Raw genomic sequence first — 22,509 nt, forward strand, 5'->3', positions numbered from 1 at the left:
CCACCACCGTTCGAACGGTCAATCAGTCAGCGAAGTCGATCGAGTAGATGTCGACCTTCTGGTAGAGATCCATGGTCACGTCGGTGACGCGGTCGGAGTAGCCGAAGACGTTCTGCCCGAATCGCAGCGGCAACACCGGCATGTCGCGGACCAGCAGATCTTCCGCCTCGCGCCACAGCTTCTCGGCCTGGGCCGTGGTGGGCGCGGCCGAGCCCTGACGCACCAGGCTGTCGAACGTGCTGTTCTTGTAGCCGTAGTAGTTCGACGAGCCGTCGCTGGTGTAGAGCGGGCCGAGGTAGTTCTCCATCAGCGGGTAGTCCATGGTCCAGCCGAGGCGGATCAGGCCGGCATCCTCCTTGGCCCGCACCTTGTCGAGCAGGGTGCCGAGCTTCGGCTGGGGAGCGCCGGCGCAGTTGACGCCGAGCGACGCCTTGATCTGGTTGCACATCGCGTCGATCCAGGCCTTGTGGCCGCCGTCCGCGTTGTACCCGATCTTGATGTCCTTCGGGCCGTTCGCCGCCGTGTAGAGCTGGCGGGCCTTGGTCGGGTTGTACTCGCACAACTCGCCGCAGCTGTTCGGGCGGGCGCCGGACACGACCGGCGACACGAACGACTTGGCCGGCGTCTCGGAACCGAGGAAGACCTGGTCGGTCATCTCCTCACGGTTGATCGCCATGGAGAGCGCCCGGCGCACTTCGGGGTTCTTCCACTTGTCCTCGTACAGCGGGAAGCCCATGAACGAGAACGCGGAGCTCGGGGTCTTACCGAGGCGGTCGCCGAGGTCGCCGGAGGCCGAGCCCAGGCTCTCGATCGGGATCTTCGTCTCGACGTCGAGGTTGCCGCCGATCAGGTCGGCGTACTGCGCGCCGAGGTCCTGGTAGATCTTCCAGGTGATGCCGCCGATTTTGGGAACCGTGCCCTTGAAGTCGGCCACCTGCTCCACGACGATCTTCTCGTCGTGCGACCACTTGCCCTTCATCTTGAAGGGCCCGTTGCCGATCGGCGCCTCGCCGTACTCCTTGTTGAGCACGCCCGGAGCGGAGAAGGCGGCCTTGGGCAGCGGCAGGAAGGCGTCGTAGCCCATGACCGACTGCCACCCGGCGAAGTTCTCGGAGAGCGTCACCGTGAAGGTCAGGTTGTTGACCTTCTTGAGCCCGCGCAGCTTGGTGGCCTGGGGCTCGGCCGCCTTCTCAGGACCGTCGTCGTCGGGGTCCTTCGCCTGGAGATCGGCGAAGCCGTCGATCCGGCTGTAGAAGTACGACGCGCGCTGGGCGTTCGGCCCGTAGGCGCCGTAGTTCCAGGCCTCGATGTAGTTGTCGGCGGTGACCGGTTCGCCGTTGCTGAAGGTGAAGCCCGGCTTGAGCTTGACGGTCCAGACCCGGTTGGCCTTGTCGTGGGTGATCGACTGCGCGGCGACCGGGTACGGCTTGTTCTGCGGGTCGAACCGCACGAGCGGGTAGAACAGTGACGCCAGCACCTGTGAGGCGTTCGATTCCACCGCGTTCGACGGGACCAGACTCGAGGGCTCGCCGATGCCGATGCTGATGCTGTTGGGCAGGACTTCGGTGTCTTCCGAGGTGCTACCGCTGCAGCCGGCCGCCACTAAGGCGATGGTGGCCAGAGAGGCCGCCACCTTCCACGGGCTTTTCCCAGGCATGTGGGGGGTGCCTCCTTCAGGGGCGCTCACGGGGGTCGTGTGAGACGCAGCAACTGTGACACAGAGCCAACGACTGCCAAGGCCCCGTTATCAAGCCGATACTAGTCAGACCCTTCGATCACCCTGTGAAGCAGGCCCCTGAACTGGGACTATACCGGTCGGTGCGCGTTCCGCGACCGACCGTCAGACGAGGCGACGATCAGCCGCCCATCGTGACAATTCGTAACGGTTGCTCATTTGGAGCTTCCTCAGGACGTTCGAGACATGCGTCTCGACGGTCTTGATGGAGATGAACAGCTCCTTGGCGATCTCTTTGTACGCATAACCCCGCGCGAGCAGCCGCAGGACCTCACGCTCACGGTTGGTGAGCTGGTCGAGCTCGGGGTCGGCAACCGGCACGTCGGGCCGGGAGGCGAACGCGTCGAGCACGAAGCCGGCCAGGCGCGGGCTGAACACGGCGTCGCCGTCGGCCACCCGCCGGATCGCCGCGGCCAACTCGTCGGGCGAGATCGTCTTGGTGACGTAGCCGCGGGCGCCGGCCCGGATCAGGCCGATCACGTCCTCGGCGGCGTCCGAGACGGAAAGAGCCAGGAAGCGTACGTGGGGATGGGTGCGCCGCATCGCGTCGAGCACCGCCCGCCCGCCGCCGTCGGGCATGTGCACGTCGAGCAGCACCACGTCGGGCTCGATGGCGGCGATCCGGGTGACCGCCTCGGCGACCGAACTGGCCTCGCCCACCACCTCGACGTGGGCGCCGAGCTCGGCCCGCACGCCGGCCCGGAACATCGCGTGGTCGTCGACCAGGAAGACGGTCAGCCGTCGTTCGGTCGTGGGCTCCTGAGGCTCGGTCATCGTGCAGTCTCCTTCCCCGCTGCCACGCTCTCGCGCGACACGGACATGCTCAGCCGGACCTCTGTCCCGTCGCCGGGGGCGCTGCGGATCTCCGCCTTGCCACCGTGACGCTGCATGCGCCCGATGATCGAGCCTCGCACGCCGTGCCGCGACTCTTGCACGCCGGACAGGTCGAACCCGGCGCCGCGGTCGCGCACGAAAACGCTCAGCTCCTCCGCCTCGACCTCAGCGTAGAGCGACACGGTCTGCACCCCGGCGTGGCGGGCCGCGTTGACCAGCGCCTCGCGGGCCGCCGCGACCAGGGCCGCGACCCGGTCGTCGCACTCGGTGTCGCCGACCACGACGGTCTCGACGGTGATCGCGTATGTGTCCTCCACCTCGGCCGCGGCCTGCTCGAGGGCGGCCGCGAAGCGCTCGGTGGGCGAGGCGGTGGGCTTGTAGAGCCAGTTGCGCAGGCTGCGTTCCTGGCCGCGGGCCAGCCGCTGCACCTCTTTGATGTCGGCCGAGTTGCGCTGGATCAGGGCCAGCGTGTGCAGCACCTGGTCGTGGATCATGGCGGCCAGCTCGGCGCGTTCCTGCTCGCGGATGCGGCCCTCGCGCTCGGTGCGGAGCTGGTTGAACATGCGCCACAGCAGCGGCGCGGCCACCACGCCGACGCCGAGCAGCCCGACCAGGGCGAAGATGACGCCGTTGACGACGGCCGAGAGGCTGCCGGCCGGGGCGTAGACGGCGACGACACCGATGATGCCGGTGGCGACCAGCACCCCGCCGCCGATGAAGCGGAACAGGAAGAACCGGCGGTCGCTCTCGGCCACCACCGCGGCCAGCCACGGCTGCTGCGGCATCGCGCCACCGAGGGTGCGGCGGCTCGGGTCGGACTGGTGCCAGATGATGCCCGCGCCGACCGCGACGACGGCGATGAGCCAGCCGACCGTGCCGGCGACACTGTCTTTGAAGACGAGGGCCTGCAGCAGCACCACGCCGAGGCCGATGGCGGCGAACGGGAGCAGCATGGCCTTGTCGCGGCGCTGGGGCGGGTCGGCCGTGACGGCCTGCTGCGGCAGCACGGCCCAGAACGCCGCGTAGAGGAGCAGGCCGAGGCCGTTGAACCCGAGCAGCACCACCAGCGCGATGCGCACGACCAGCACGGGAACGCCCAGGTGCTGCGCCAGCCCGGACGCGACACCGGCGATGACGCGGTGGTCGCGCGGCCGGTAAAGGCGGCGCGGGGGCGGGGTGACGGCGGCGGTGATGACTCCTCCTCGGCTTGTGTCCCTCCGATCGTCACACGTTCGGGCGGCCTGGGCCACGGGGAACTCCCCCAGGTATCCGGCCCCGGGATCTCAGGGTGGCCTCAGGGTCGGAGCCGGAAGCGATTCGGGTGCCCGCGGGGCGAGGATCGATGTCATGAACGACGAAGCTGCCGCCGCGCGGGGTCCCTCCGGTCCGTCGCAGGACGTGCCGGCGTCCGCCGCCGAGCCCACCACCCCGTCGGCGACTTCGGCGCCGGCCACCGAGCGCGGCCCGGCTACCGAGCCTGGCCCGGCTACCGAGCCTGGCCTGGCCACTGAGCCCGGCCCGGCCACCGAGCCTGGCCTGGCCACTGAGCCCGGCCCGGCCACCGAGCCCGGCCCGGCCACCGAGCCCGGCCCGGCCACCGAGCCCGGCCCGGCCACCGAGCACGGCCCGGCCACCGAGCCCCCGCCGTGGTTCGGCACGGGCACCGGTCCGACGTTCTCGCGCGACAAGCTGGTGCGTCCCCGCCAGGGCCGCTATGTGGCCGGCGTGTGCGGCGCCCTGGCCCGCGCCACGAACACCGACCCGGTGCTGTGGCGGGTGTTGTTCGCCGTGCTCGGCGTGATCAGCGGTGTCGGCGTGCTGCTCTATCTGATCGGCTGGCTGGCCACCCCGGCCGAGGGCGACGCCGCCTCGCCGATCGAGTCGCTGCTGGGCAAGGGCCGCTCCGGCATGGCGCCGGTCTCGGTGGTGCTGCTCGGCGGCGCGGCCGTGCTGTCGTTCGCCTTCATCGTGCAGGACGGCATGCGGGCCAGCCTGCTGGCCTGCGCGGTCATCGTGGGCGCGATCCTGCTCATCAAGCGCAGCGGCAGCAGCCAGCAACACCAGCCTTCGGCCTTTCCCACGGCCGCTCCGCCGCCCCGGCCGTTCGAGCCGAACCCGTTCGAGCCGGGCCCCTTCGAGAAGACGGCCGAGTTCGGCGCCGTCCCGCCCACCGCGTCGCCGGCGGCCGCCACCGCAGCGCCCGCCGAGCCGGTGACCCAGCCCCTGGGGACAGCACCGCCGCCGCCCTACACACCGCCGGCCGACGGCTACTCGCCGCCTCCGCCGCCGCCCTACGCGCCGGCCTACGCGCCGCCGGCGGGCGGCTACCGGCCGCCGTTCGCGCCGCACGGCCCCTACGCCCGGCCCACCCCGGTCACCTACCCGCCCGCGCCGCCGGCGCCGATGGTGCGCGCCAAGCCGCCCAAGCCGCCGCGTGAGCGTTCCAAGCTGGGCCGCCTGACCTTCTCGGGTCTGATCGTGGTGCTCGGCGTGATCGCCGCGATCGACACGGCGGGCGCGAGCGTCGCGGTGTCGGCCTACTTCGCCGCCGCGGTCGCCACGATCGCGGTCGGCCTGCTGGTCGGCGCCTGGCTCGGCCGGGCCCGTGGGCTGATCGCGCTGGGCCTGCTGGCCTCGATCGGCCTGCTGATCTCGACCGGCGCCGAGCGGTGGGGCAGCGAGGTGGGCAACAGCGTCTACCGGCCCGCCACGCTGGCCGCGGTCGCCGACCGGTACGACTTCACAGCCGGCAACGCGACGCTCGACCTGCGCCAGGTCGCCTTCGCCGGTCAGACGCAGGCGGTCACGGTCACCATGAAGGTCGGCCAGCTGCGGGTGCTGCTGCCGGGGACGGTCGACACGACCACCACGCTCCAGCTCGAGAACGGGCGAGCCGTGATCTTCGACAAGGAGTACACCGACCGCGATGCCGACGGACAGACTGTGACCGACCTCGGAGCCGACGGCGCCGGCGGGGGCACGCTCCAGCTCGACCTTCAGATGGACACGGGAAACGTGGAGGTGCTCCGATGAGGCCGCATCGTACGGATGGCGTCTCGCTCAGCTTCGGCATCCTGTTTCTGCTGGTCGTGGCGTGGTGGGCGGTGTCACGGGTGATGACCCTGCACCTGCCCGCGGTGGGCTGGCTGGTGGCCGGCGGCCTGATCGTCTTCGGCGTGATCGGCCTGCTGGGCGCGCTGCGGTCGGCCCGCTCGGCACCCGGCCCGGCGCCCGCCCCCGAACAGCCGGCCGAGCCCGAACTGCCCGGCGACCTCACCGCCGAGGTGCACGCGTCGATCGTCCGGGAACTGCTGGACGACCCCGCCGACCGCTTCTCGCAGGAACACCCGGGCCTGACGACCGACCAGCCGCGCAAGGAGTAGGGCGGGCCGCGCAATATGCTCGTCAGCATGACTGCGTTCCCCGTTGTGTCCCGTGCGCCGATCGTCGGAGTCGGCGTCACGGCCGCCCGAGCCCTGACCGCCGAGTTCGCCCGACACAACGCGGCCACGTCCGCGATCGTGGTCGGGGCCGATCACTCCTCGCCGGTGGTGGCCGCCGCGGTCGAGGCCCTGCTGCCCGGCGACCGGCTCACGCTGGTCGCCGGCGAGCGCAGCACGGCCGACCTGCTCCGTGACCACATCGACGGGCTCGGCGGCTGGATCGCCGACCGGGTGCAGGTCGTCGAGTCGCTCGACGAGGCCCAGCCGGCCGACGTGGTGATCGTCGGCGAGCCGCTGAGCGGCACCGCCGGCGAGGTGCGCGACCTGCTCGACCGCCTCGCCAAGCACCTCACCGACGGCGGCGTGGTGACGGTGGCCGTCCCGGCCACCCCGGGCCGTACGGGCGGGGCCGCGGCCGAGCTGTTCCGGCAGGGCGCGCTGTTCGGGATCGGTTCCGACCTCGTGGTGCGCAACCAGCCGCCGCTGCGGGTGCACAAGCTGCGCTTCACTCCGGCCGACCCGAAGGTCGCGGCCACGCTCGCCCCGGCCTACCGGCCCTCCAGTGTCCCGGTCACCCGGGGCATGCACATCGACTCCAACGGCGTCGTGGCCGCGGGCATCACGCTCGGCCTGGCCGCCGTGGCCCGCGTCGCCCGGCCCAAGTCGAAGCTCTGGCTGCTGCCGGCGCTGGCTGCGGGGCCGGTGGCGGCGTTCTTCCGCGACCCCGAACGTGAGCTGCCGGACGACCCGGCCGCGGTCGTCGCGGCCTCCGACGGGCGCGTGCTCTCCGTCGAGCGGATGAGCGACGAGCGCTTCGGGCCGGGCGAGTTCCTGCGGATCGCGGTGTTCCTGTCGGTGCTCGACGTGCACGTCAACCGGGTGCCGGTGGCCGGGCGAGTGGCCGACTACTTCGTCGAGGCCGGCGGCTACGCCAACGCGATGACCGCCGCGGCGGAGCACAACGTGGCGGCGTACACGGTGCTCGACACCGACCGCGGCACGGTGGTGGTGGCCCAGCGGACGGGCCTGATCGCCCGCCGCATCGTGCAGCGCGTCCCGGTCGGCACGCTGGTCGCCCGCGGCGAACGCATGGGGCTGATCCGCTTCGGCTCCCGCACCGACGTCTATCTGTCCGCCGACAAGGCCGAGGCCCTGGTCAGCGTCAACGACAAGGTCATCGGCGGCTCGTCGATCATCGCCCGCTGGACCGACTGACCCACTGCTCCGGTCGGCGCCACGCCTCAGACGGGCCGGGCGCCGGCCGGAAAGCCGTAACCGGGTCGGAGCGAGCGCGACCGGCCCGAGTCCGAGTCCGACAAGCTGACGGAGCTCAACGAGAGAAGGCCGCCCCCGAAGGGACGGCCTTCTTTCGTTGAAGAGCGTTAGACGACCCGGCGGGCCCGGACCCACATGACCGGGCCGCTGAGCAGGTAGGCCGTGACGACCAGGACGAAGGTCAGGCGGGCGTCGACCAGGGCGCCGACCGCCGGGACCAGCCAGAGCCAGGCGGGCAGCCGGACCAGGCGAGCGAGTTTCGCGTACGGGAAGCTCGAGACCATGGCGAAGGCGAGCAGCGCCACCCCGGCGAGAAGCACCGGGCCGGGCAGCGGCAGGCCGATGAGCACCGCGAGCGCGAGCACGGCCGCGACCAAGGTCGTCGGGACGCCGCAGAAGAACTTGCCGTCCTTGGGCGAGACGTTGAAGCGGGCCAGCCGGATCGCGGCGCAGGCGGCGACCAGCATGCAGGCTACCGCGGCGGCGGGCGTGGGCACCGTGTGGGCCAACGACGCGTAGACCACCACGGGCGCGGCCAGGCCGAACGAGCACATGTCGGCCAGCGAGTCCATCTGGGCGCCGAACGGGCTGGAGACGCCCAGCTTGCGGGCCAGCGCGCCGTCGAGACCGTCGAAGGCCACGCAGGCGACCAGGAACGCGGCCGCGAGCTGAACCTCGCCCTGCATCGCGAGCAGGATCGCGGTCAGGCCCAGAGCGAGACTGGCCAGCGTGCAGCCCTGCACGACAGCGAAGCGGACCTTGCGGGCCGTGGTGTGCTCACCGGGGAGGAGCGAGACCTCGGTGGCCTCCTCGACGGTGGCGGGAGCCGCCAGGTGCGGGGCGACCGGACCGAGCGTCCGGCCGTGCTCGGCACCGGTGTAGATGACTTCGGCCCGGGTGGCGGTGGCGGCCCGGCCGGATTCGGCCCGGCGCCCCACGCGCACCATCAGGGCCTGCCGCGCGAGCGTTCCGCTGCGGCGCAACCGGCCTGCCCAACGACGACCGGCGGGACGGGGACTATCCGTCGAGCGACGCCGGCGCCAAGGGGTTCTCGGCACGTGTTTCCTCCATGGGATCAGGTGGCCCACCGTGATTGCGGTGAGCAGCGGCCCGGTTGCCCCTCGCACATGGGGCCCGGGAAATGTGCGGGTAACACCATCGCACAGCGAGTCGACCTTGGCGAGAAGCCGAATCGTCGGTCGTTGGCCCGTTCGCTCCGCTGCGTTCGACCAGACGACGTTCGACCGGACAACGGAGGGGACAGGTCACTTGCCTCACCTCTCCCTGAGGCGATTTTACCTCGCCTGTTCCGCTCCGACCCGGTCTACCGCCGTGGCAGCCAGTTCGGTGAGGTTCAGAGCCTTGGCCTCGGCGAGGGTGAACCAGCCCGCCTCGGCGGTGGATCCGCCCGCTTCCTCGGTCACCGAAGGTTCTGTCGGCACATCGATCGAAACCCTGAACAGGACGCGGATGACGTGCCAGTCGATCGGTACCCCTTCCGGCCCGAGCGCCGACGGATCGTAGCGGTGCGACATGCCCAGCAGGCCGGTCACCCGGCCGTGCTGCGAGGTTTCCTCGATCAGCTCCCGGGCCAGCGCGGCCTCGGGCGTTTCGCCGTGGTCGGTGCCGCCGCCGGGCAGGTGCCACCGGCCGGCGCCGGGGTAGCCGGCGGCGATGCGGGTGAGCAGGATCCGCCCGTCGGGGTCGGTCGCAGCCGCGTACGCCCCGAAGCGCTGCACCCGCTGCGGCCGGGCCAGCTCCTCATCGCCGTCCGGCGTGTCCGACTCGGCCGCGCCCCCGACGCCGAGCGCGACCGCCGTGAACGGCATGAGCGGCAGCCGGCCGATGTCTTCGGCCGTGAGCCACTCGACGGTTTCGGTCGTGCCGGACACCTCGGGGGCCAGCGTTCCGCCCCGCGAACAGACGTCGTAGATGACCCGATCGGTGTGTTCGAGCTCGCCGGTCGGCAGCCGGAAGACGTCAGCGGTGACCGTGCGCAGCGCGTCGACCCGTACAGACAGACCGGTCTCCTCAGCGAATTCGCGCACCACCGCGTCGTCCGGGTGCTCGCCCTGCTCGACACCGCCGCCGGGCAGGGTCCACAGACCGGGGAACGAGCTCAGCGGTGAATTCCGGGCGAGCAGCACCCGCCCGGCCTCGTCGCGACAGACCCCGTACGCCCCGACCCTTCTGATCTTCACCCGGCCTAGATTAGTCCCGCCTTGCGCAGAGCCTCGGCCGTGACCTCGGTCAGCTCGTCCTCGGGCAGGTCGGCGACCTGCTTGACGGGCACCCAGCGGGCCTCGGAGGTGGAGCCGCCCACGTCCCGGACGGCGACCTCGGTGGGGTCGTCCACGATCACCCGGTAGAAGGCGCGTACGCCGTGCCAGTCGATCGGATAGCCCTCCGGCCCGAGCGACGCCGCGTCGCGGTGGCTCGCCACACCGAGCAGCTCGACCAGCCGGCCCTCCTGGCCCGTCTCCTCGACCAGCTCGCGGATCAGCGCGGTGCCGGGCTGCTCGCCGTAGTCGGTGCCGCCGCCGGGCAGGTGCCAGCGTCCCTCGCCCGGGTAGCCCGGAGCGATGCGGGTGAGCAGCAGGGTGGAGTCGTGCGGGTCGGTGGCGATCGCGTAGGCCGCGAAGCGCTGAGCCCGGTGCAGCCCGTCCGGCCCCGGGTAGGCGTAGAAGGACGGGAAGGTCGGCGCCGGCTCGGGCCGCAGGTCGGCTGATGCGCTGCCCAGCCCGAGCGCGGTGGCCGTGAACTGCCGGAGCCGGAGGCGCCCGGCCTCTTCGAGCGTGTACCAGCGGGCCAGGTCGGTGGGGTGCCCGACCCGGTCGATCAGCGTGCCGCCCCGGATCGAGACCGAGTAGATGAGGCGGTCGGTGTGGATGGTGACACCACGGTGCGGCAGGGCGCGCATGTCGGCCAGCACATCGTGGAGCCCGGTGACTGCGACAGAGAGGCCGGTCTCGGCGGCCGTCTCGCGCACGACGGTGTGGTTGGGGTCTTCGCCATGGTCGACGGCGCCGCCCGGCAACGACCAGACGCCCGGCGTGCCGGAACTGCTGGAGGCGCGGACGAGCAGCACGCGGCCGTCGTCGTCGGTGGCAACGGCGTAGGCGGCGATCCGGCGGAGCGGTTCGAGTGCGGGGGTCACAGGGCGGCATTCTGCCCGGAATATGTGAACTCCAGAAAACGTCTGTCGGATTCCTGACAGGTGGTTAGCGCTGCGTAATTGCTGATCAGAGCGTTTCCCTGCACAAAGCGCTCGTGATCCACCACACTGAGTAATGGCTAAATCAGGGTCGGTCTCCGGGTGCTCACCGAGGTTGCCGAGGCCCTTGCGCAGACACCATGGAGGCATGACACAGCTCCCCCACGGCAGCTCCGAGGCGCCGTACAAGCAGCTCCGCCGGCCTCTGGACGACCGTCTCGCCGCTGGCGTCTGCAGCGGCGTCGGCCGCTACTTCGAGATCGACCCGGTGCTCGTGCGGGTGGCCTTCGCCCTGCTGGCGGTGGTCACCCTGGGCACGGCGCTGCTCGCCTACCCCATCATGTGGTTCCTGATGCCGGAGGAGACAGCGCCCGCGCCCTGGGCCTAGCAGCCCGCCTGACTCATTCCCACTCGATGGTGCCCGGGGGCTTGCTCGTGACGTCGAGGACGACCCGGTTGACCTCGCGCACCTCGTTGGTGATGCGGGTCGAGATCTTGGCGATCGTCTCGTAGGGCAGGCGTGACCAGTCGGCGGTCATCGCGTCCTCGCTCGAGACCGGGCGCAGCACGACCGGGTGGCCGTACGTGCGACCGTCGCCCTGCACGCCGACGCTGCGCGCGTCGGCCAGCAGCACCACCGGGAACTGCCAGACGTCGCGGTCGAGGCCGGCTGCGGTCAGCTCTTCCCGGGCGATCAGGTCGGCCGCGCGCAGCAGATCGAGCCGTTCGCGGTCGACCGCGCCGATGATGCGGATGGCGAGGCCGGGGCCGGGGAACGGGTGCCGCTGAACCATCTCTTCCGGCAGGCCCAGCTCGGCCCCGAGTGCGCGTACCTCGTCCTTGAACAGGGTGCGCAGCGGCTCGATCAGCGCGAACTGCAGGTCGTCGGGGAGGCCGCCCACGTTGTGGTGGGACTTGATGTTGGCCGTGCCCGTGCCGCCACCCGACTCGACCACATCGGGATAGAGGGTGCCCTGCACCAGGAACTCGATGTGGCGCTCGTCGTCGAGCTCGCGGGCCGCGGCCTCGAACGTGCGGATGAACTCGCGACCGATGATCTTGCGCTTCTGCTCGGGGTCGGTGACGCCGGCCAGGTGCCCCAGGAAGACGTCGGACGCGTCGACCACCTTGAGCCGGATGCCGGTGGCGGCCACGTAGTCCTTCTCGACCTGTTCCGCCTCGCCCGACCGCAGCAGGCCGTGGTCGACGAAGATGCAGGTCAGCTGGTCGCCGACGGCCTTGTGGACGAGCGCGGCGGCCACCGCCGAGTCGACACCGCCGGAGAGACCGCAGATCACCTGCTTGTCGCCGACCTGGGCGCGGATCGCGGCCACCTGGTCGTCGATGATGTTGCTCGGGGTCCAGGTGGGCTCGAGGCCGGCGATGTCGTAGAGGAAGCGCTCGAGCATGCGCTGGCCCTGCTCGGTGTGCGCCACCTCGGGGTGGAACTGCACGCCGGCCCGCTTGGCGGTCAGGTCTTCGAAGGCGGCCACGGGGGCGCCCGGCGTCGACGCGGTGACCGCGAAGCCCTCGGGCGCGACCGCGACGCTGTCGCCGTGGCTCATCCAGACCGGCAGGTCGTCGGGGAGCTCGCGCAGCAGCGTGCCGCCCTGAGCGGTCAGGTGGGTGCGGCCGTATTCCCGCGAGCCGGTGTGGGCCACCGTGCCGCCGAGCGCCTGGGCCATGGCCTGGAAGCCGTAGCAGATACCGAAGACCGGGACCTCGTTGTCGAACAGGCCCGCATCGAGCACGGGGGCGCCGGGCTCGTAGACGCTGGACGGGCCGCCGGACAGGATGATGGCGGCGGGATTCTTGGCCAGCATCTCGGCGACGGGCATCGAGTGCGGGACGATTTCTGAATACACCCGCGCCTCACGCACGCGGCGGGCGATCAGCTGGGCGTATTGCGCGCCGAAGTCGACGACGAGAACCGGGCGGGGAGTACTCACCCGCCGAGTTTACCGTTGACGACCCGCAGGTTCCCGGCCCGGTCGTACGCCCGGACCAGTACGCGGCGGGCCTTCGCGGGCACGACGAACCGGCCCGAAGCCCCGGCCTTACGCACGGTGATTCGGCCGTTGACGACCAGTTCCAGCCGGGCCACGCCGGCCGGGTCGGTGGCCCGGGCGGTCAGGGTGCGGCCGGCCTTCGCGAGCCGCACGGCCGGTCCGGTGTTGTCGGCGCGCACGTGGCGGCGCACCACGGTCAGGTTGCCGCGACGGTCGTAGGCACGCAGCTCCAGCGGCACGGTGGCCGTGTTCGGCGCGGACTGCCACGCGAACGAGTACGGCGCGGTGGTGTCCGTGGCGACCAGGCGGCCCCCGGCGTACAGCTGGACCCGTGAGACGCCGTGCTGGTCGGCCGCGGCGGCCGTGATCGTCACCCGGCCGCGGACGAGGGTCCCGACCGGGCCGAAGGCGACCGCCGGCCGCGTGACGTCACCGTCGATGGGCAGGGCCCGCAGCGCGGACGGCACATCGATCCGGCCGGACCGGATCACCCGCGAGGCGACGAGCGCGGTCCGGATCTGCGCGGCCGAGGGCGCCGGGTGGGTGGCCGCGAGCAGGCCTGCCACTCCGGCCACGAACGGTGTGGCCGATGAGGTGCCGCAGTACTGCCCGATCAGCCCGGTCGGTCCCTGCGCCGAGTTGCAGCCGGGGGCGGTCACATCGACCCAGCTGCCGTAGTTGGACCATTCGTAGCGGCTGCCGGACGGGGTGATGCCGCCGACGGCCAGTACCGACGGGATGGCCGCCGGGTAGTGAGCGGTCGAGACGCCCCGGTTGCCGGCCGCGGCGACGACCAGCGCGCCCTTGCTCTCGGCGTAGCCGACGGCGTCGCGCAGCAGCGGGCTGTCGTCCGAGCCGCCCAGCGAGAGGCTGATGACGGCGGCGCCGCGGTCGGCCGCGTAGCGGATGCCGAGGGCGATGTCGGTGTAGCTGCCGCCACCCTTGGCGTTGAGCACCTTGACCGGCAGGATCCGGCAGTACCAGCAGACACCGGCGATGCCGGTGCGGTTGTTGCCGGCAGCGGCGATCACGGTGGCGGCCATAGTGCCGTGCCCGTTGTCGTCGGACGCGTTGTTGTCGTGGTTGACGAAGTCCCGCCCGGGCAGCAGGCGCCCGGCCAGATCGGGCAGCGGGCTCACACCGGTGTCGAGCACCGCGACCATCACCCGGGACGAGCCGCGGGTGGACGACCAGGCCTCGTCGACCCGGGTCTGGGTGAGGCCCCACTGGCCGGCGAAGCCGGGGTCGGCGGGGCGGACCGGTGCGGCCTGAGCCGGCGCCGCGACCAGCATCGACGCGCCCACGAGCAGACCGGCGACCAGCTTGCGCATGCTGAGGACCTCGCAACGGTGAAGGAGCCGGCCACGATGGCCGGCTCCTTCACTTTCGGTCCGTTGCTTGACCGTCCGGTTTGTTGTCCGGAGCGGTCAGGGTGCTAGCGGGTGTAGGTCAACTTGACCGAGTTGGTGTAGTTGCCGGCCTTGTCGTAGCCGCGCACCTGCACCGTGAAGCTCTTCGGCACCGAGGTGGTGGCGAAGGTGAACGGCTTGACGACGGTGCGGGACTGCGTGGCCTTGCCGTTGATCAGCAACAGCCACTTGCCCATGCCGTTGGCGTCGGAGCCGCTGAACTTGATCGTCACCGTGCCCTTGAGCTTGGTGCCGCTCTTGGGGGCGTACGTGATCTTCGTGGCCGGGGCCTTGTTGTCGACGGTGACTACGCCCTTGACGACCTTCTGGTTGTTGGCCTTGTCGAAGATCCGCAGCTCGATGTTCGTCTTGCCCGAGTAGCCGGCGGTGTTGAAGGTGATCCCGTAGGGCGCGTTACGGCTGTAGCTCTTGTAGACGCCGTTCACATAGAGCAGCGACTTCTGAATGCCGGAACGGTCGTCCTTCAGGTTCACCGGGCGCACCGGAATGCTGCCCCGGGCGAAGCCACCGTTGGGCGAGATGCCGGTCGCGGTCGGCGCAGTCGTGTCGGTCGGGATGTCGAACGACGTCGAGGCGTTGACCAGGCCGTACGTGACCCCCGAGACCTTTCGGGCCGAGGCCGCCTTGTAGATCGAGCTGGCGATCGACCAACCGGTGTAGCTCGGGTTCTTGGTCTTCACCAGAGCAGCCACACCGGCGACGATCGGCGCCGAGAAGGACGTGCCGCTGGCGTCGACGTAGGTGCCGTCGTTGGTCATCGTCGTCACGTCGCCCACAGCCGCCACGTCGACCCACGTCGCGCCGGACGCGTTGCGGGACGAGTACGACGTCAGGGTCTGGTGGCCGACGGTGCAGGTCGGCTGGGTCTCGTAGGCCGTGCAGCGACGGGTCGCGGCGACCGTCACCACGTCGGGGTAGGCAGCCGGGTACTGGAAGGCAGTGTTGCCCGCGTTACCCGCGGCGGCGACCACCACAGCGTTGTTGATGTTGGCGTAGGCGACCGCGTCCTGGAGGACCTTGGCGCCGGGCCCACCGAGCGAGAGGTTCAGGATCCGGGCGCCGTTCTTGACCGCCCAGATGATGCCCTGGGCGACGTCGCTGGCCGTGCCCGAACCCCTGCTGTCGAGCACCTTGACCGGCATGATCTTGCAGGACCAGCAGACACCGGCCATGCCGCTGCCGTTGTTGCCGCGGGCGGCGATCAGCGCGGCGACCGCCGTGCCGTGACCGCGGTCGTCGGTCGCGCTGGAGTCGTCGTTGACGAAGTCATGGCCGGGCACGGTGGCGCCGGCCAGATCGCCCCGGGCGTTGACGCCGGTGTCGATGACGGCGACGACCACGCCGGAGCCCGTGGTGGTGTCCCACGCGGCCGGGGCCTTGACCGAGTGCATCTCGTTCTGCAGCACGAAATACGGGTCGTTCGGCGTGGTGTCGAACTCCTTGACCTGGACGTCCTTCTCGACGTAGGCGACGTTCGGGTCGCTGAGCAGGGCGGCCATGGCCGACGCGCTGCGGCTGCTCGCCACCGTCACGCGCGTGGCGTTGATCTCGGCGAGCGTCGACTGCGAGGTGCCGGAGTCGGTGGCCTGCAGACCGGCCGCGGACAGGCTGCGCGTCGCGGCGGCCTTCGCGATCCCGGCCTTGTAACCGACGATGAGTTGGACGGGCGTGTTGGCGGCGGCCGAGGTCGTGCCGGCCTCTTCGGCGGCCAGGGCCCAGGTGGTCACGCTCGTCATCGACACGACGACGGCGGTGGAGATGAGACCGACGGTTACCCGTCGCTTGGTGAGCTTCATTGAAGCGCGTGCCTCCCCCGTTGATTGGCGGCGGTCAGCGTACGGCGAAACCGAGGAAAGTACGGACCCGTTTCACATTGCGAGATCTCGGATGATTGAGCTGCCGATCCCGCTGCCCTACTGTTCCGGCATGCGGAACAAGAGGGTCGGTATCGCGGTCGCCGGCGCGGTGGCCGTGGCGCTGCTCGCGGGCGGGGGCATCGCCTGGGCAGTGCGTTCGGGGTCGGACAAACCTACAGCAACGCCCGCTCCGGCGGCACCGCCGACGCCGTCGGCCGAGCCCACCACGCCACCGCCGTCGCCCGGCGCCGACATCGACGGGCCGCTCGACCTGCTGCTGATCGGGGTCGATACCCGGGTCTCGATCCCCGGCTGGGAGCCGCACGCCGACGCGATCATGCTGCTGCACGTCGAGCGCGGGCTGGAGAAGGCGTACCTCTACTCGCTCCCCCGCGACCTGCGGGTGAAGGTCCCCGGCCACGGCAACCGCAAGGTCACCGAGGCCATGAGCGTCGGCTCCCGGGTGTCCGGCAGCAAGCAGCCGAGCACCGAGAAGGGCTACCAGCTGCTCTCGAGGTCGCTCAGCGGGTACACCGGGATCAAGCAGTTCCAGGCGGGCGCGATCCTCAACTTCGGCGGGCTGGACAAGCTGACCGACGAGCTCGGCGGCATCGACCTGGTGATCGACCAGCGGGTCGAGTCGCGGCACCGCAAGCCGGACGGCTCGCTGCGCCCGCTGCGCGGCGGCGACTACATCGGTCCGCAGGCCGTCTACCAGCCCGGCCGCCGGCACCTGACCGGCTGGCAGGCGATCGACTACGCCCGCCAGCGCTACGGGCTGCCCGACGGCGACTACGACCGGCAGCGGCACCAGCGCCAACTGGTCGGCGCGCTGCTGACCAAGGCGCTCGGCGAGGGGTTCGACACCGATCCGGCCAAGGTCGGCCCGCTGATCGAGGCGCTCGGCGACACCTTCGTCTACGTGGGCGGGCGCAAGCCGCTCGAGTACGCGTACGCCCTGCGCAACCTGTCGCCCGACAAGATCACCCGAGTCAGCCTGCCCGGCCGCGGAGTCGGCCGGGGCAGCGGCTATCTCGGCGAGCAGCTCACCGCCGAGGGCAAGGGCTTCGTCGACGCCGTGGCCGACGGCCGGGCCGCCGCCTACCTGGCGAAGCACCCCAAGCTGGTCGACAAGTGATCAGGGCTTGGCCGGCTTGCCGGTGGTGAAGAGCCAGGACTGGAAGAGGTCATCCAGCTGCTTGCCGGAAACCTCTTCGGCCAGGGCGATCAGGTCGTCGGTGCTCGCGTTGCCGTCCTTGTGCTCGCTGGTCCAGCGCTTGAGCAACTGGTCGAAGGCGGGGTCCCCGATCGTCTTGCGCAGCGCGTAGACGGTCATGCCGCCGCGCTGGTAGACGGCCGCGCCGAAGATCCGCGCGGCGCCGGGGTCGCCGGCCTCGCCGGGCTGGTTCCACTGGAACGAGTTGTAGACGTCGTTGAAGCTCTGCTCGACCGTCTGCCGGCCCTTGTGCTCGTCCCAAAGCCACTCGGAATACGTGGCGAAGCCCTCGTTGAGCCAGATGTCCTGCCACTTCTCGAGGGCCACGCTGTCGCCGAACCACTGGTGGGCGAGCTCGTGGGTGATCACCGACTCGTTCGGGCCGCCGTTGAAGAACGCAGGACCGTAGACCGGCCGGCTCTGCGTCTCGAGCGCGTAGGCGATGTTCCGGTCGTCAACCGCCACCCCGCCGTTGGCGTCGAACGGGTACGGCCCGAACTTCGTGGCCAGGAAGTCGGTGATCTCACCGGTCTTCGCCAGCGACTGCGCGGCCGGGCCGTTGGCGGGCAGGGACTCAGCGACGGCCAGCACCATCGGCTTGCCGTTGTGCGTGGTCGTCGTGATCCGGTACTGCCCGACCACGACCATGGCCAGATAGCTGGCCATGGGCGCGCTCTCGGCCCAGTTCCAGGTGGTCCAGCCGGCGGTGGTGGTGGACGGGCCCGGCACGCCGTTGCTGATCGCCTCGACACCCTCGGGCACGGTCATCTCGAGCTTGAAGGTGGCCTTGTCGGACGGGTGGTCGTTGACCGGGAACCAGGTGCTGGCCGACTCGGGCTGGCCGAGCGCGATCGCGCCGTCCGGATTCTCGAGCCAGCCGCCCTCGCCCAGGACGGCGTTGCCGAGCTGGCCCGGCTTTCCGCCGTACTCCACGACCACGGTGAACGGGCGGCCGTCGACGATGCCCCGGGCCGGGGTGACGACCAGTTCGGTGCCCTCGGCCTTCGAGGAGGCCCGGACGCCGTCGACCGTCACGTTCCGGGCGGCCAGCTTGGACAGGTCGAAGTTGAACCGGGAGAGATCCTGCGTGGCCGTGGCGGTGATCGTCGCCGTGCCGCTCAGCTCGTCGGTCTTCGGGTCGAACCGCAGCTTCAGGTCGTAGCCGGCCACGTCGTAGCCACCGTTGCCGTACTTGGGGAAGTAGGCGTCGCCGATGCCCTCCGCGCCAGGGGCGAACGCCGGCGCGGAGGACGGGGTCGAGGCCGGGGCCGGCTCGTTGTCCGCCGAACAGCCGGTCACCGCCAGCGCGACACAAAGAACTCCAGCAACACCCGTACGCCTCATAGGCGCGAGATTAGCGCTGTCGTCCGAAAGGACGCGGAAAGGACGCGGTAAGGACGCGGTAAGGACCTCAGCGATCGAGGACCAGCGCGACCTTCTGGAACTCCTTGACGTCGCGGTAGCCACACTTGGCCATCGCGCGCCGCAGGCCGCCGAACAGGTTGAGCTGGCCGTCGGGGCGGTCGGCCGGGCCGAACAGCAGCTCCTCCAGCGTGCCGTCGGGCTCGCCGGCGATGCAGAAGCCGCCGCGCGGAAGCTGCGGGTGGCTCGCCGACGAGTGCCACCACGCGCCGCCGGCCGGAGCGCCCTCGGCCAGCGAGAGCGGCTCGCCCAGCATCACCGCGTCGGCGCCGCAGCCGATCGCCTTGGCGATGTCGCCCGAGGTGGAGATGCCACCGTCGGCGATCAGGTGGACGTAGCGGCCGCCAGTCTCGTCGAGGTAGTCGCGGCGGGCCGCGGCCGCGTCGGCGATCGCGGTCGCCATCGGCACCCGGATGCCCAGCACGGTGTCGGTCGTCGACCACTCGTCGGCGCCGACCCCGACGATGACGCCGGCCGCGCCCGTGCGCATGAGGTGCAAGGCCGTCTTGTAGTCGGTGCAGCCGCCGACGATGACCGGCAGATCGAGGTCGGCGATGAACTCCTTGAGGTTCAGCGGCTCGTCCGTCGTGGACACGTGCTCGGCGCTGACCAGGGTGCCCTGGATGACCAGCAGGTCGACGCCTGCGTCGAGCACCACCGGGGCCAGCGCGAGCGTGTGCTGCGGCGACACCCGGACGGCGACGGTGATGCCGCCCTCGCGCATCGTGCGCACCCGCTCGGCGATCAGCTCGGGCCGGATCGGCTCGGAGTAGACCTCCTGCAGGCGCCGGGTGGCGTCGGCGTCCTCGTCGAGCGAGGCCAGCTCCTCCAGGATCTTGCTCGGGTCCTCGTAGCGGGTCCACAGGCCCTCGGCGTTGAGCACGCCCAGGCCGCCGAGGCGGCCCAGGGCGATCGCGGATTCCGGGCTCATGGTCGCGTCGGAGGGGTGCGCGACGCAAGGGATCTTGAAGGGGTAGGCGTCGACGCGCCACTCGGTGGACACGTCGTCCACGTCGCGGGTGCGCCGGCTCGGGACGATGGCGATCTCGTCCAGGTGGTACCCCCGCTGGGCGGTCTTGCCGAGACCGATCTCCACGACGTCGCGCATAATGACTCAGTCCTTCAGGTCGCCTCTTGGGCGGCGGGTGGGGTGGGTGGAAGGCTCTGCTGGGGCTAGCGGGAGTGGTAGTTCGGGGCCTCTACGGTCATCTGGATGTCGTGCGGGTGGCTCTCTTTCAGACCCGCCGCGGTAATCCTGATGAGCTGACCACGCTGCTGCAAGTCGGGAATCGTCTCGGCGCCGGCGTAGCCCATCGCCAGCCGCACGCCACCGACCAACTGAGCCACCACGCGCGAGAGCGGGCCGCGGTAGGGCACCTGACCCTCGACACCCTCGGGAACGAGCTTCTCCTCCGGCACATCATGCTGGAAGTAGCGGTCCTTCGAGTACGACTTGGCCTGACCCCGCGACTGCATGGCGCCCAGCGAGCCCATGCCCCGGTAGGACTTGTACTGCTTGCCGTTGACGAAGATGAGGTCGCCGGGGCTCTCTTCCGAGCCGGCCAGCAGGCCACCGAGCATGACCGTCTCGGCGCCGGCCACGATCGCCTTGGCGATGTCGCCGCTGTACTGGATGCCGCCGTCGGCGATCACCGGCACGCCGAACGGGGCGCAGGCGCGCTGGGCCTCCATGACGGCGGTGATCTGCGGCACACCGACCCCGGCGACGATGCGGGTGGTGCAGATGGCGCCCGGGCCCACGCCGACCTTGACCGCGTCGGCCCCGGCCTCGGCCATCGCCTTGGCCCCGGCGTACGTGGCCACGTTGCCGCCGACGATGTCGGTCGCGGTGTCGCGCTTGAGCCGGGCGATCATGTCGAGCACCTGGCGCTGGTGACCGTGCGAGGTGTCCACGATGATCACGTCGACGCCGGCGTCGATCAGCCCGCGGGCCCGCTTGTAGGAGTCGTCGCCCACGCCGACCGCGGCCGCGACCCGCAGGCGGCCCTGCGCGTCCTTCGTCGCGTCGGGGTACTGCTCGCTCTTGGTGAAATCCTTAACGGTGATCAGGCCGCGGAGCCGGCCGCTGTCGTCGATCAGCGGCAGCTTCTCGATCTTGTGCTGCTGCAGCAGGCCGAGAGCGTCGTCCTTGCTCACGCCGACCGGCGCGGTGATCAGCGGCATCTTGGTCATGACGTCGCGGACCTTGGCGTTCTCGTCGGTGACGAAGCGCATGTCGCGGTTGGTCACGATGCCGACCAGGGTGCCGTCACCATCGGTGACCGGCACGCCGGAGATGCGGTAGCGGCCGCAGAGCTGGTCGACCTCGCGCAGCGTGGCCTCGGGGCTGCAGGTCACCGGGTTGGTGATCATGCCGGATTCGGACCGCTTGACCAGGTCGACCTGGGCCGCCTGGTCGTCGGCGGAGAGGTTGCGGTGGAGCACCCCGATGCCGCCCTCACGGGCCATGGCGATGGCCATGCGCGCCTCGGTGACCGTGTCCATCGCCGCGGACAGCAGCGGGATGGTCAGCTCGATGTTCCGGGTGAGCCGGGTGCGGGTGTTGACCCGGCTCGGCACGATGTCCGATTCGCCGGGCTGGAGGAGCACGTCGTCGAAGGTCAGACCGAGCGGTACCGTGCGGGCCGAGTCAGATTCCACGGAGCATCCCTCAAAGATGGAAGACGAATGGTTCATCGTACCCATCCGCTCGCCGCGCCCTCGCACGACGGACTGCACGTGCGGGCCAGCACACATCAGGCCGGAGTGAGTACGGTAAGGGGGTGCAAGATGAGCCGATCGACCCGTTCAACGGCGATCCCACCGACCCGGCGGCCGGGCTCGACGACCTCGACGAGGACGCCGAGGCCGAACCGCTGACCGACGCCGAACGGCAGGACGTCATCGAGGATCTTTCCGACCTCGAGATCTATCAGGCGCTCCTGAGCCCGACCGGCATCCGTGGCCTCGTGATCGAGTGTGAGGACTGCCACGAGCCGCACTACTTCGACTGGGACCTGCTCCGTGGCAACCTGCGCCATCTGCTCAGCAGCGGGCGGCCGCGCGTGCACGAGCCGGCCTACGACCCCGACCCTGAGCACTACGTCACGTGGGAGTACGCGCGCGGCTACGCCGACGGCGTGCACGACACACTGACCGAGGGCAACGAGGAAGACAAAGATTGAAAAAGGGGGCCCGAAGGCCCCCCTTTTCGTTTACGCCACCAGACCGGCTCGGAAGCCGGCGGCCACCGCGTGTGCACGGTCCCTGGCCCCCAGTTTCCGGAAGAGCCGCCGGGCGTGGGTCTTGACGGTGTCCTCCGAGACGAAGAGCTCGCGGCCGATCTCCGCGTTGCTCTTGCCGTCGGCCATCCCCCGCAGCACCTGCAACTCACGCTCGGTGAGCGTGAGCCGCCGCCCCGCGGGCGCCGGGTCGGCCACGCCGACCTGGGTCTCGTTGCCGGGCCAGGCCACCATCGGCCGGCCGGTGGCCGGGTCGATCGGGGCGTCACCACGCTGGGCCGGCACCATCGGCGCGTTGGGCCCGAGCACGGCCGGCACGGAGGCCGCGTTCGGCGCGCTCATGCCGAGCCCGCCGTTCTGATAGGCGGCCCGGGCCGCGGTCGAGTTGTTGTTGCGGGCCCCGCCGGCCACGGTGGCGGGCTGGGCGTTGGCCCCGTTGATCGGCATGCCCTGCGGGCGTACCGGGAGCAGCAGCAGGAGCAGTGCCTTGGCCACGACGCTGACCAGATCGTGCTCGACGCCGCGGATGACGCCACGGGCGCCGGCTGCGACAGCTGCCGCAGCCACCCGGGGGTCTTCGGCGCCGAAGAGCACTACCTGGGCCTGTGGCGCGCGGGCCAGGACGCGCCGGGTGAAGCCGACGCTGTCGGGACGGGTCACGGCGGTGTCAGCCAGAACCACTTCAGCCGGCCGTTCAGCCAGGCGGATCATGGCCTCGGTCTCGCTGACCGCCGTCCGGACGACGCCGGTCATACCGAGCCGGGCCGCGGTGGACGCGACGGTCTGGGCCGCCAGCGGGGTACGGACGCACACGAGGACGGTACGCACAGTGA

19 protein-coding genes are annotated in these 22,509 nt (G+C 70.8%); 6 read left to right on the top strand and 13 right to left on the bottom strand.

Going from position 1 to position 22,509, the window contains the following annotated elements:
* Positions 1-22: 22 nt before the first annotated feature.
* From KXC43_RS15630 to KXC43_RS15640, 3 genes are all read right to left on the bottom strand, one after another.
* Entirely contained in the window at positions 23-1,657 is a 1,635-nt protein-coding gene (locus tag KXC43_RS15630) for a peptide ABC transporter substrate-binding protein (RefSeq protein WP_221376783.1), read from the bottom strand.
* 183 nt (positions 1,658-1,840) lie between these two features.
* On the bottom strand, positions 1,841-2,509 hold the full coding sequence (locus tag KXC43_RS15635; RefSeq protein WP_221376784.1) for a response regulator: 669 nt from the start codon (positions 2,507-2,509) through the stop codon (positions 1,841-1,843).
* Complete coding sequence (locus KXC43_RS15640; RefSeq protein ID WP_221377098.1) at positions 2,506-3,762, bottom strand: ATP-binding protein; 1,257 nt, start codon at positions 3,760-3,762, stop codon at positions 2,506-2,508. The genes KXC43_RS15635 and KXC43_RS15640 overlap by 4 nt, the downstream gene beginning before the upstream one ends.
* Before the next feature lie 154 nt (positions 3,763-3,916).
* On the opposite strand from KXC43_RS15640, the gene KXC43_RS15645 reads away from it, so the two are divergent.
* Genes KXC43_RS15645 through KXC43_RS15655 form a run of 3 tightly spaced genes read left to right on the top strand, consistent with a single transcriptional unit; the run spans position 3,917 to position 7,227 of the window.
* Positions 3,917-5,602 (top strand): PspC domain-containing protein, encoded by a 1,686-nt coding sequence (locus KXC43_RS15645; RefSeq protein ID WP_221376785.1) that lies wholly within the window; start codon positions 3,917-3,919, stop codon positions 5,600-5,602.
* Complete coding sequence (locus tag KXC43_RS15650) at positions 5,599-5,952, top strand: hypothetical protein (protein ID WP_221376786.1); 354 nt, start codon at positions 5,599-5,601, stop codon at positions 5,950-5,952. The genes KXC43_RS15645 and KXC43_RS15650 overlap by 4 nt, the downstream gene beginning before the upstream one ends.
* 27 nt (positions 5,953-5,979) lie before the next feature.
* Positions 5,980-7,227, top strand: a complete 1,248-nt coding sequence (locus KXC43_RS15655) for a phosphatidylserine decarboxylase (protein ID WP_221376787.1) — start codon at positions 5,980-5,982, stop codon at positions 7,225-7,227.
* A 167-nt stretch (positions 7,228-7,394) separates the two neighbouring features.
* Here KXC43_RS15655 and KXC43_RS15660 read toward each other — a convergent pair whose 3' ends face one another.
* From KXC43_RS15660 to KXC43_RS15670, 3 genes are all read right to left on the bottom strand, one after another.
* Positions 7,395-8,270 carry a CDP-alcohol phosphatidyltransferase family protein gene (locus KXC43_RS15660; RefSeq protein WP_221376788.1) on the bottom strand — a complete coding sequence of 292 codons (876 nt, stop codon included), beginning with the start codon at positions 8,268-8,270 and terminating at the stop codon, positions 7,395-7,397.
* Between the two features lie 312 nt (positions 8,271-8,582).
* The gene (locus tag KXC43_RS52345; protein ID WP_221376789.1) at positions 8,583-9,488 is read right to left on the bottom strand and encodes an NUDIX hydrolase; all 906 of its coding nucleotides are present in this window, start codon (positions 9,486-9,488) and stop codon (positions 8,583-8,585) included.
* Positions 9,489-9,493: 5 nt separating this feature from the next.
* Positions 9,494-10,444 (bottom strand): NUDIX hydrolase, encoded by a 951-nt coding sequence (locus KXC43_RS15670; RefSeq protein ID WP_221376790.1) that lies wholly within the window; start codon positions 10,442-10,444, stop codon positions 9,494-9,496.
* 205 nt (positions 10,445-10,649) lie between these two features.
* Here KXC43_RS15670 and KXC43_RS15675 point away from each other — a divergent pair, with 205 nt between their 5' ends.
* A complete protein-coding gene (locus KXC43_RS15675) occupies positions 10,650-10,889 on the top strand; it encodes a PspC domain-containing protein (RefSeq protein WP_221376791.1) in 240 nt (79 codons plus the stop codon).
* Between the two features lie 13 nt (positions 10,890-10,902).
* On the opposite strand, the gene guaA is transcribed toward KXC43_RS15675, so the two are convergent.
* From guaA to KXC43_RS15690, 3 genes are all read right to left on the bottom strand, one after another.
* A complete protein-coding gene (gene guaA / locus KXC43_RS15680; protein WP_221376792.1) occupies positions 10,903-12,450 on the bottom strand; it encodes a glutamine-hydrolyzing GMP synthase in 1,548 nt (515 codons plus the stop codon).
* Positions 12,447-13,841, bottom strand: coding sequence for a S8 family serine peptidase (locus tag KXC43_RS15685; protein WP_221376793.1), 1,395 nt, complete (start codon positions 13,839-13,841; stop codon positions 12,447-12,449). The genes guaA and KXC43_RS15685 overlap by 4 nt, the downstream gene beginning before the upstream one ends.
* Before the next feature lie 104 nt (positions 13,842-13,945).
* Positions 13,946-15,736: a S8 family serine peptidase gene (locus KXC43_RS15690; protein WP_221376794.1), complete on the bottom strand. Its 1,791-nt coding sequence runs from the start codon at positions 15,734-15,736 to the stop codon at positions 13,946-13,948.
* 130 nt (positions 15,737-15,866) lie between these two features.
* Between KXC43_RS15690 and KXC43_RS15695 the strand changes: the two genes are divergently transcribed.
* The gene (locus KXC43_RS15695; protein ID WP_221376795.1) at positions 15,867-16,934 is read left to right on the top strand and encodes an LCP family protein; all 1,068 of its coding nucleotides are present in this window, start codon (positions 15,867-15,869) and stop codon (positions 16,932-16,934) included.
* Here KXC43_RS15695 and KXC43_RS15700 read toward each other — a convergent pair whose 3' ends face one another.
* The 3 genes from KXC43_RS15700 to guaB all read right to left on the bottom strand — a co-directional run bounded on the left by KXC43_RS15700 (position 16,935) and on the right by guaB (position 21,095).
* Positions 16,935-18,356 carry a M1 family metallopeptidase gene (locus KXC43_RS15700; protein ID WP_221376796.1) on the bottom strand — a complete coding sequence of 474 codons (1,422 nt, stop codon included), beginning with the start codon at positions 18,354-18,356 and terminating at the stop codon, positions 16,935-16,937.
* Between the two features lie 67 nt (positions 18,357-18,423).
* The gene (locus KXC43_RS15705; RefSeq protein ID WP_221376797.1) at positions 18,424-19,542 is read right to left on the bottom strand and encodes a GuaB3 family IMP dehydrogenase-related protein; all 1,119 of its coding nucleotides are present in this window, start codon (positions 19,540-19,542) and stop codon (positions 18,424-18,426) included.
* A 65-nt stretch (positions 19,543-19,607) separates the two neighbouring features.
* On the bottom strand, positions 19,608-21,095 hold the full coding sequence (gene guaB / locus KXC43_RS15710; protein WP_308129097.1) for an IMP dehydrogenase: 1,488 nt from the start codon (positions 21,093-21,095) through the stop codon (positions 19,608-19,610).
* Between the two features lie 122 nt (positions 21,096-21,217).
* Between guaB and KXC43_RS15715 the strand changes: the two genes are divergently transcribed.
* On the top strand, positions 21,218-21,619 hold the full coding sequence (locus KXC43_RS15715; protein WP_221376799.1) for a DUF5319 domain-containing protein: 402 nt from the start codon (positions 21,218-21,220) through the stop codon (positions 21,617-21,619).
* A gap of 30 nt (positions 21,620-21,649) precedes the next feature.
* Here KXC43_RS15715 and KXC43_RS15720 read toward each other — a convergent pair whose 3' ends face one another.
* The gene (locus KXC43_RS15720) at positions 21,650-22,504 is read right to left on the bottom strand and encodes a helix-turn-helix transcriptional regulator (protein ID WP_221376800.1); all 855 of its coding nucleotides are present in this window, start codon (positions 22,502-22,504) and stop codon (positions 21,650-21,652) included.
* Positions 22,505-22,509 lie beyond the last annotated feature (5 nt).

The organism is Paractinoplanes polyasparticus (genome assembly GCF_019710575.1).
Lineage (GTDB): Bacteria > Actinomycetota > Actinomycetes > Mycobacteriales > Micromonosporaceae > Actinoplanes > Actinoplanes polyasparticus.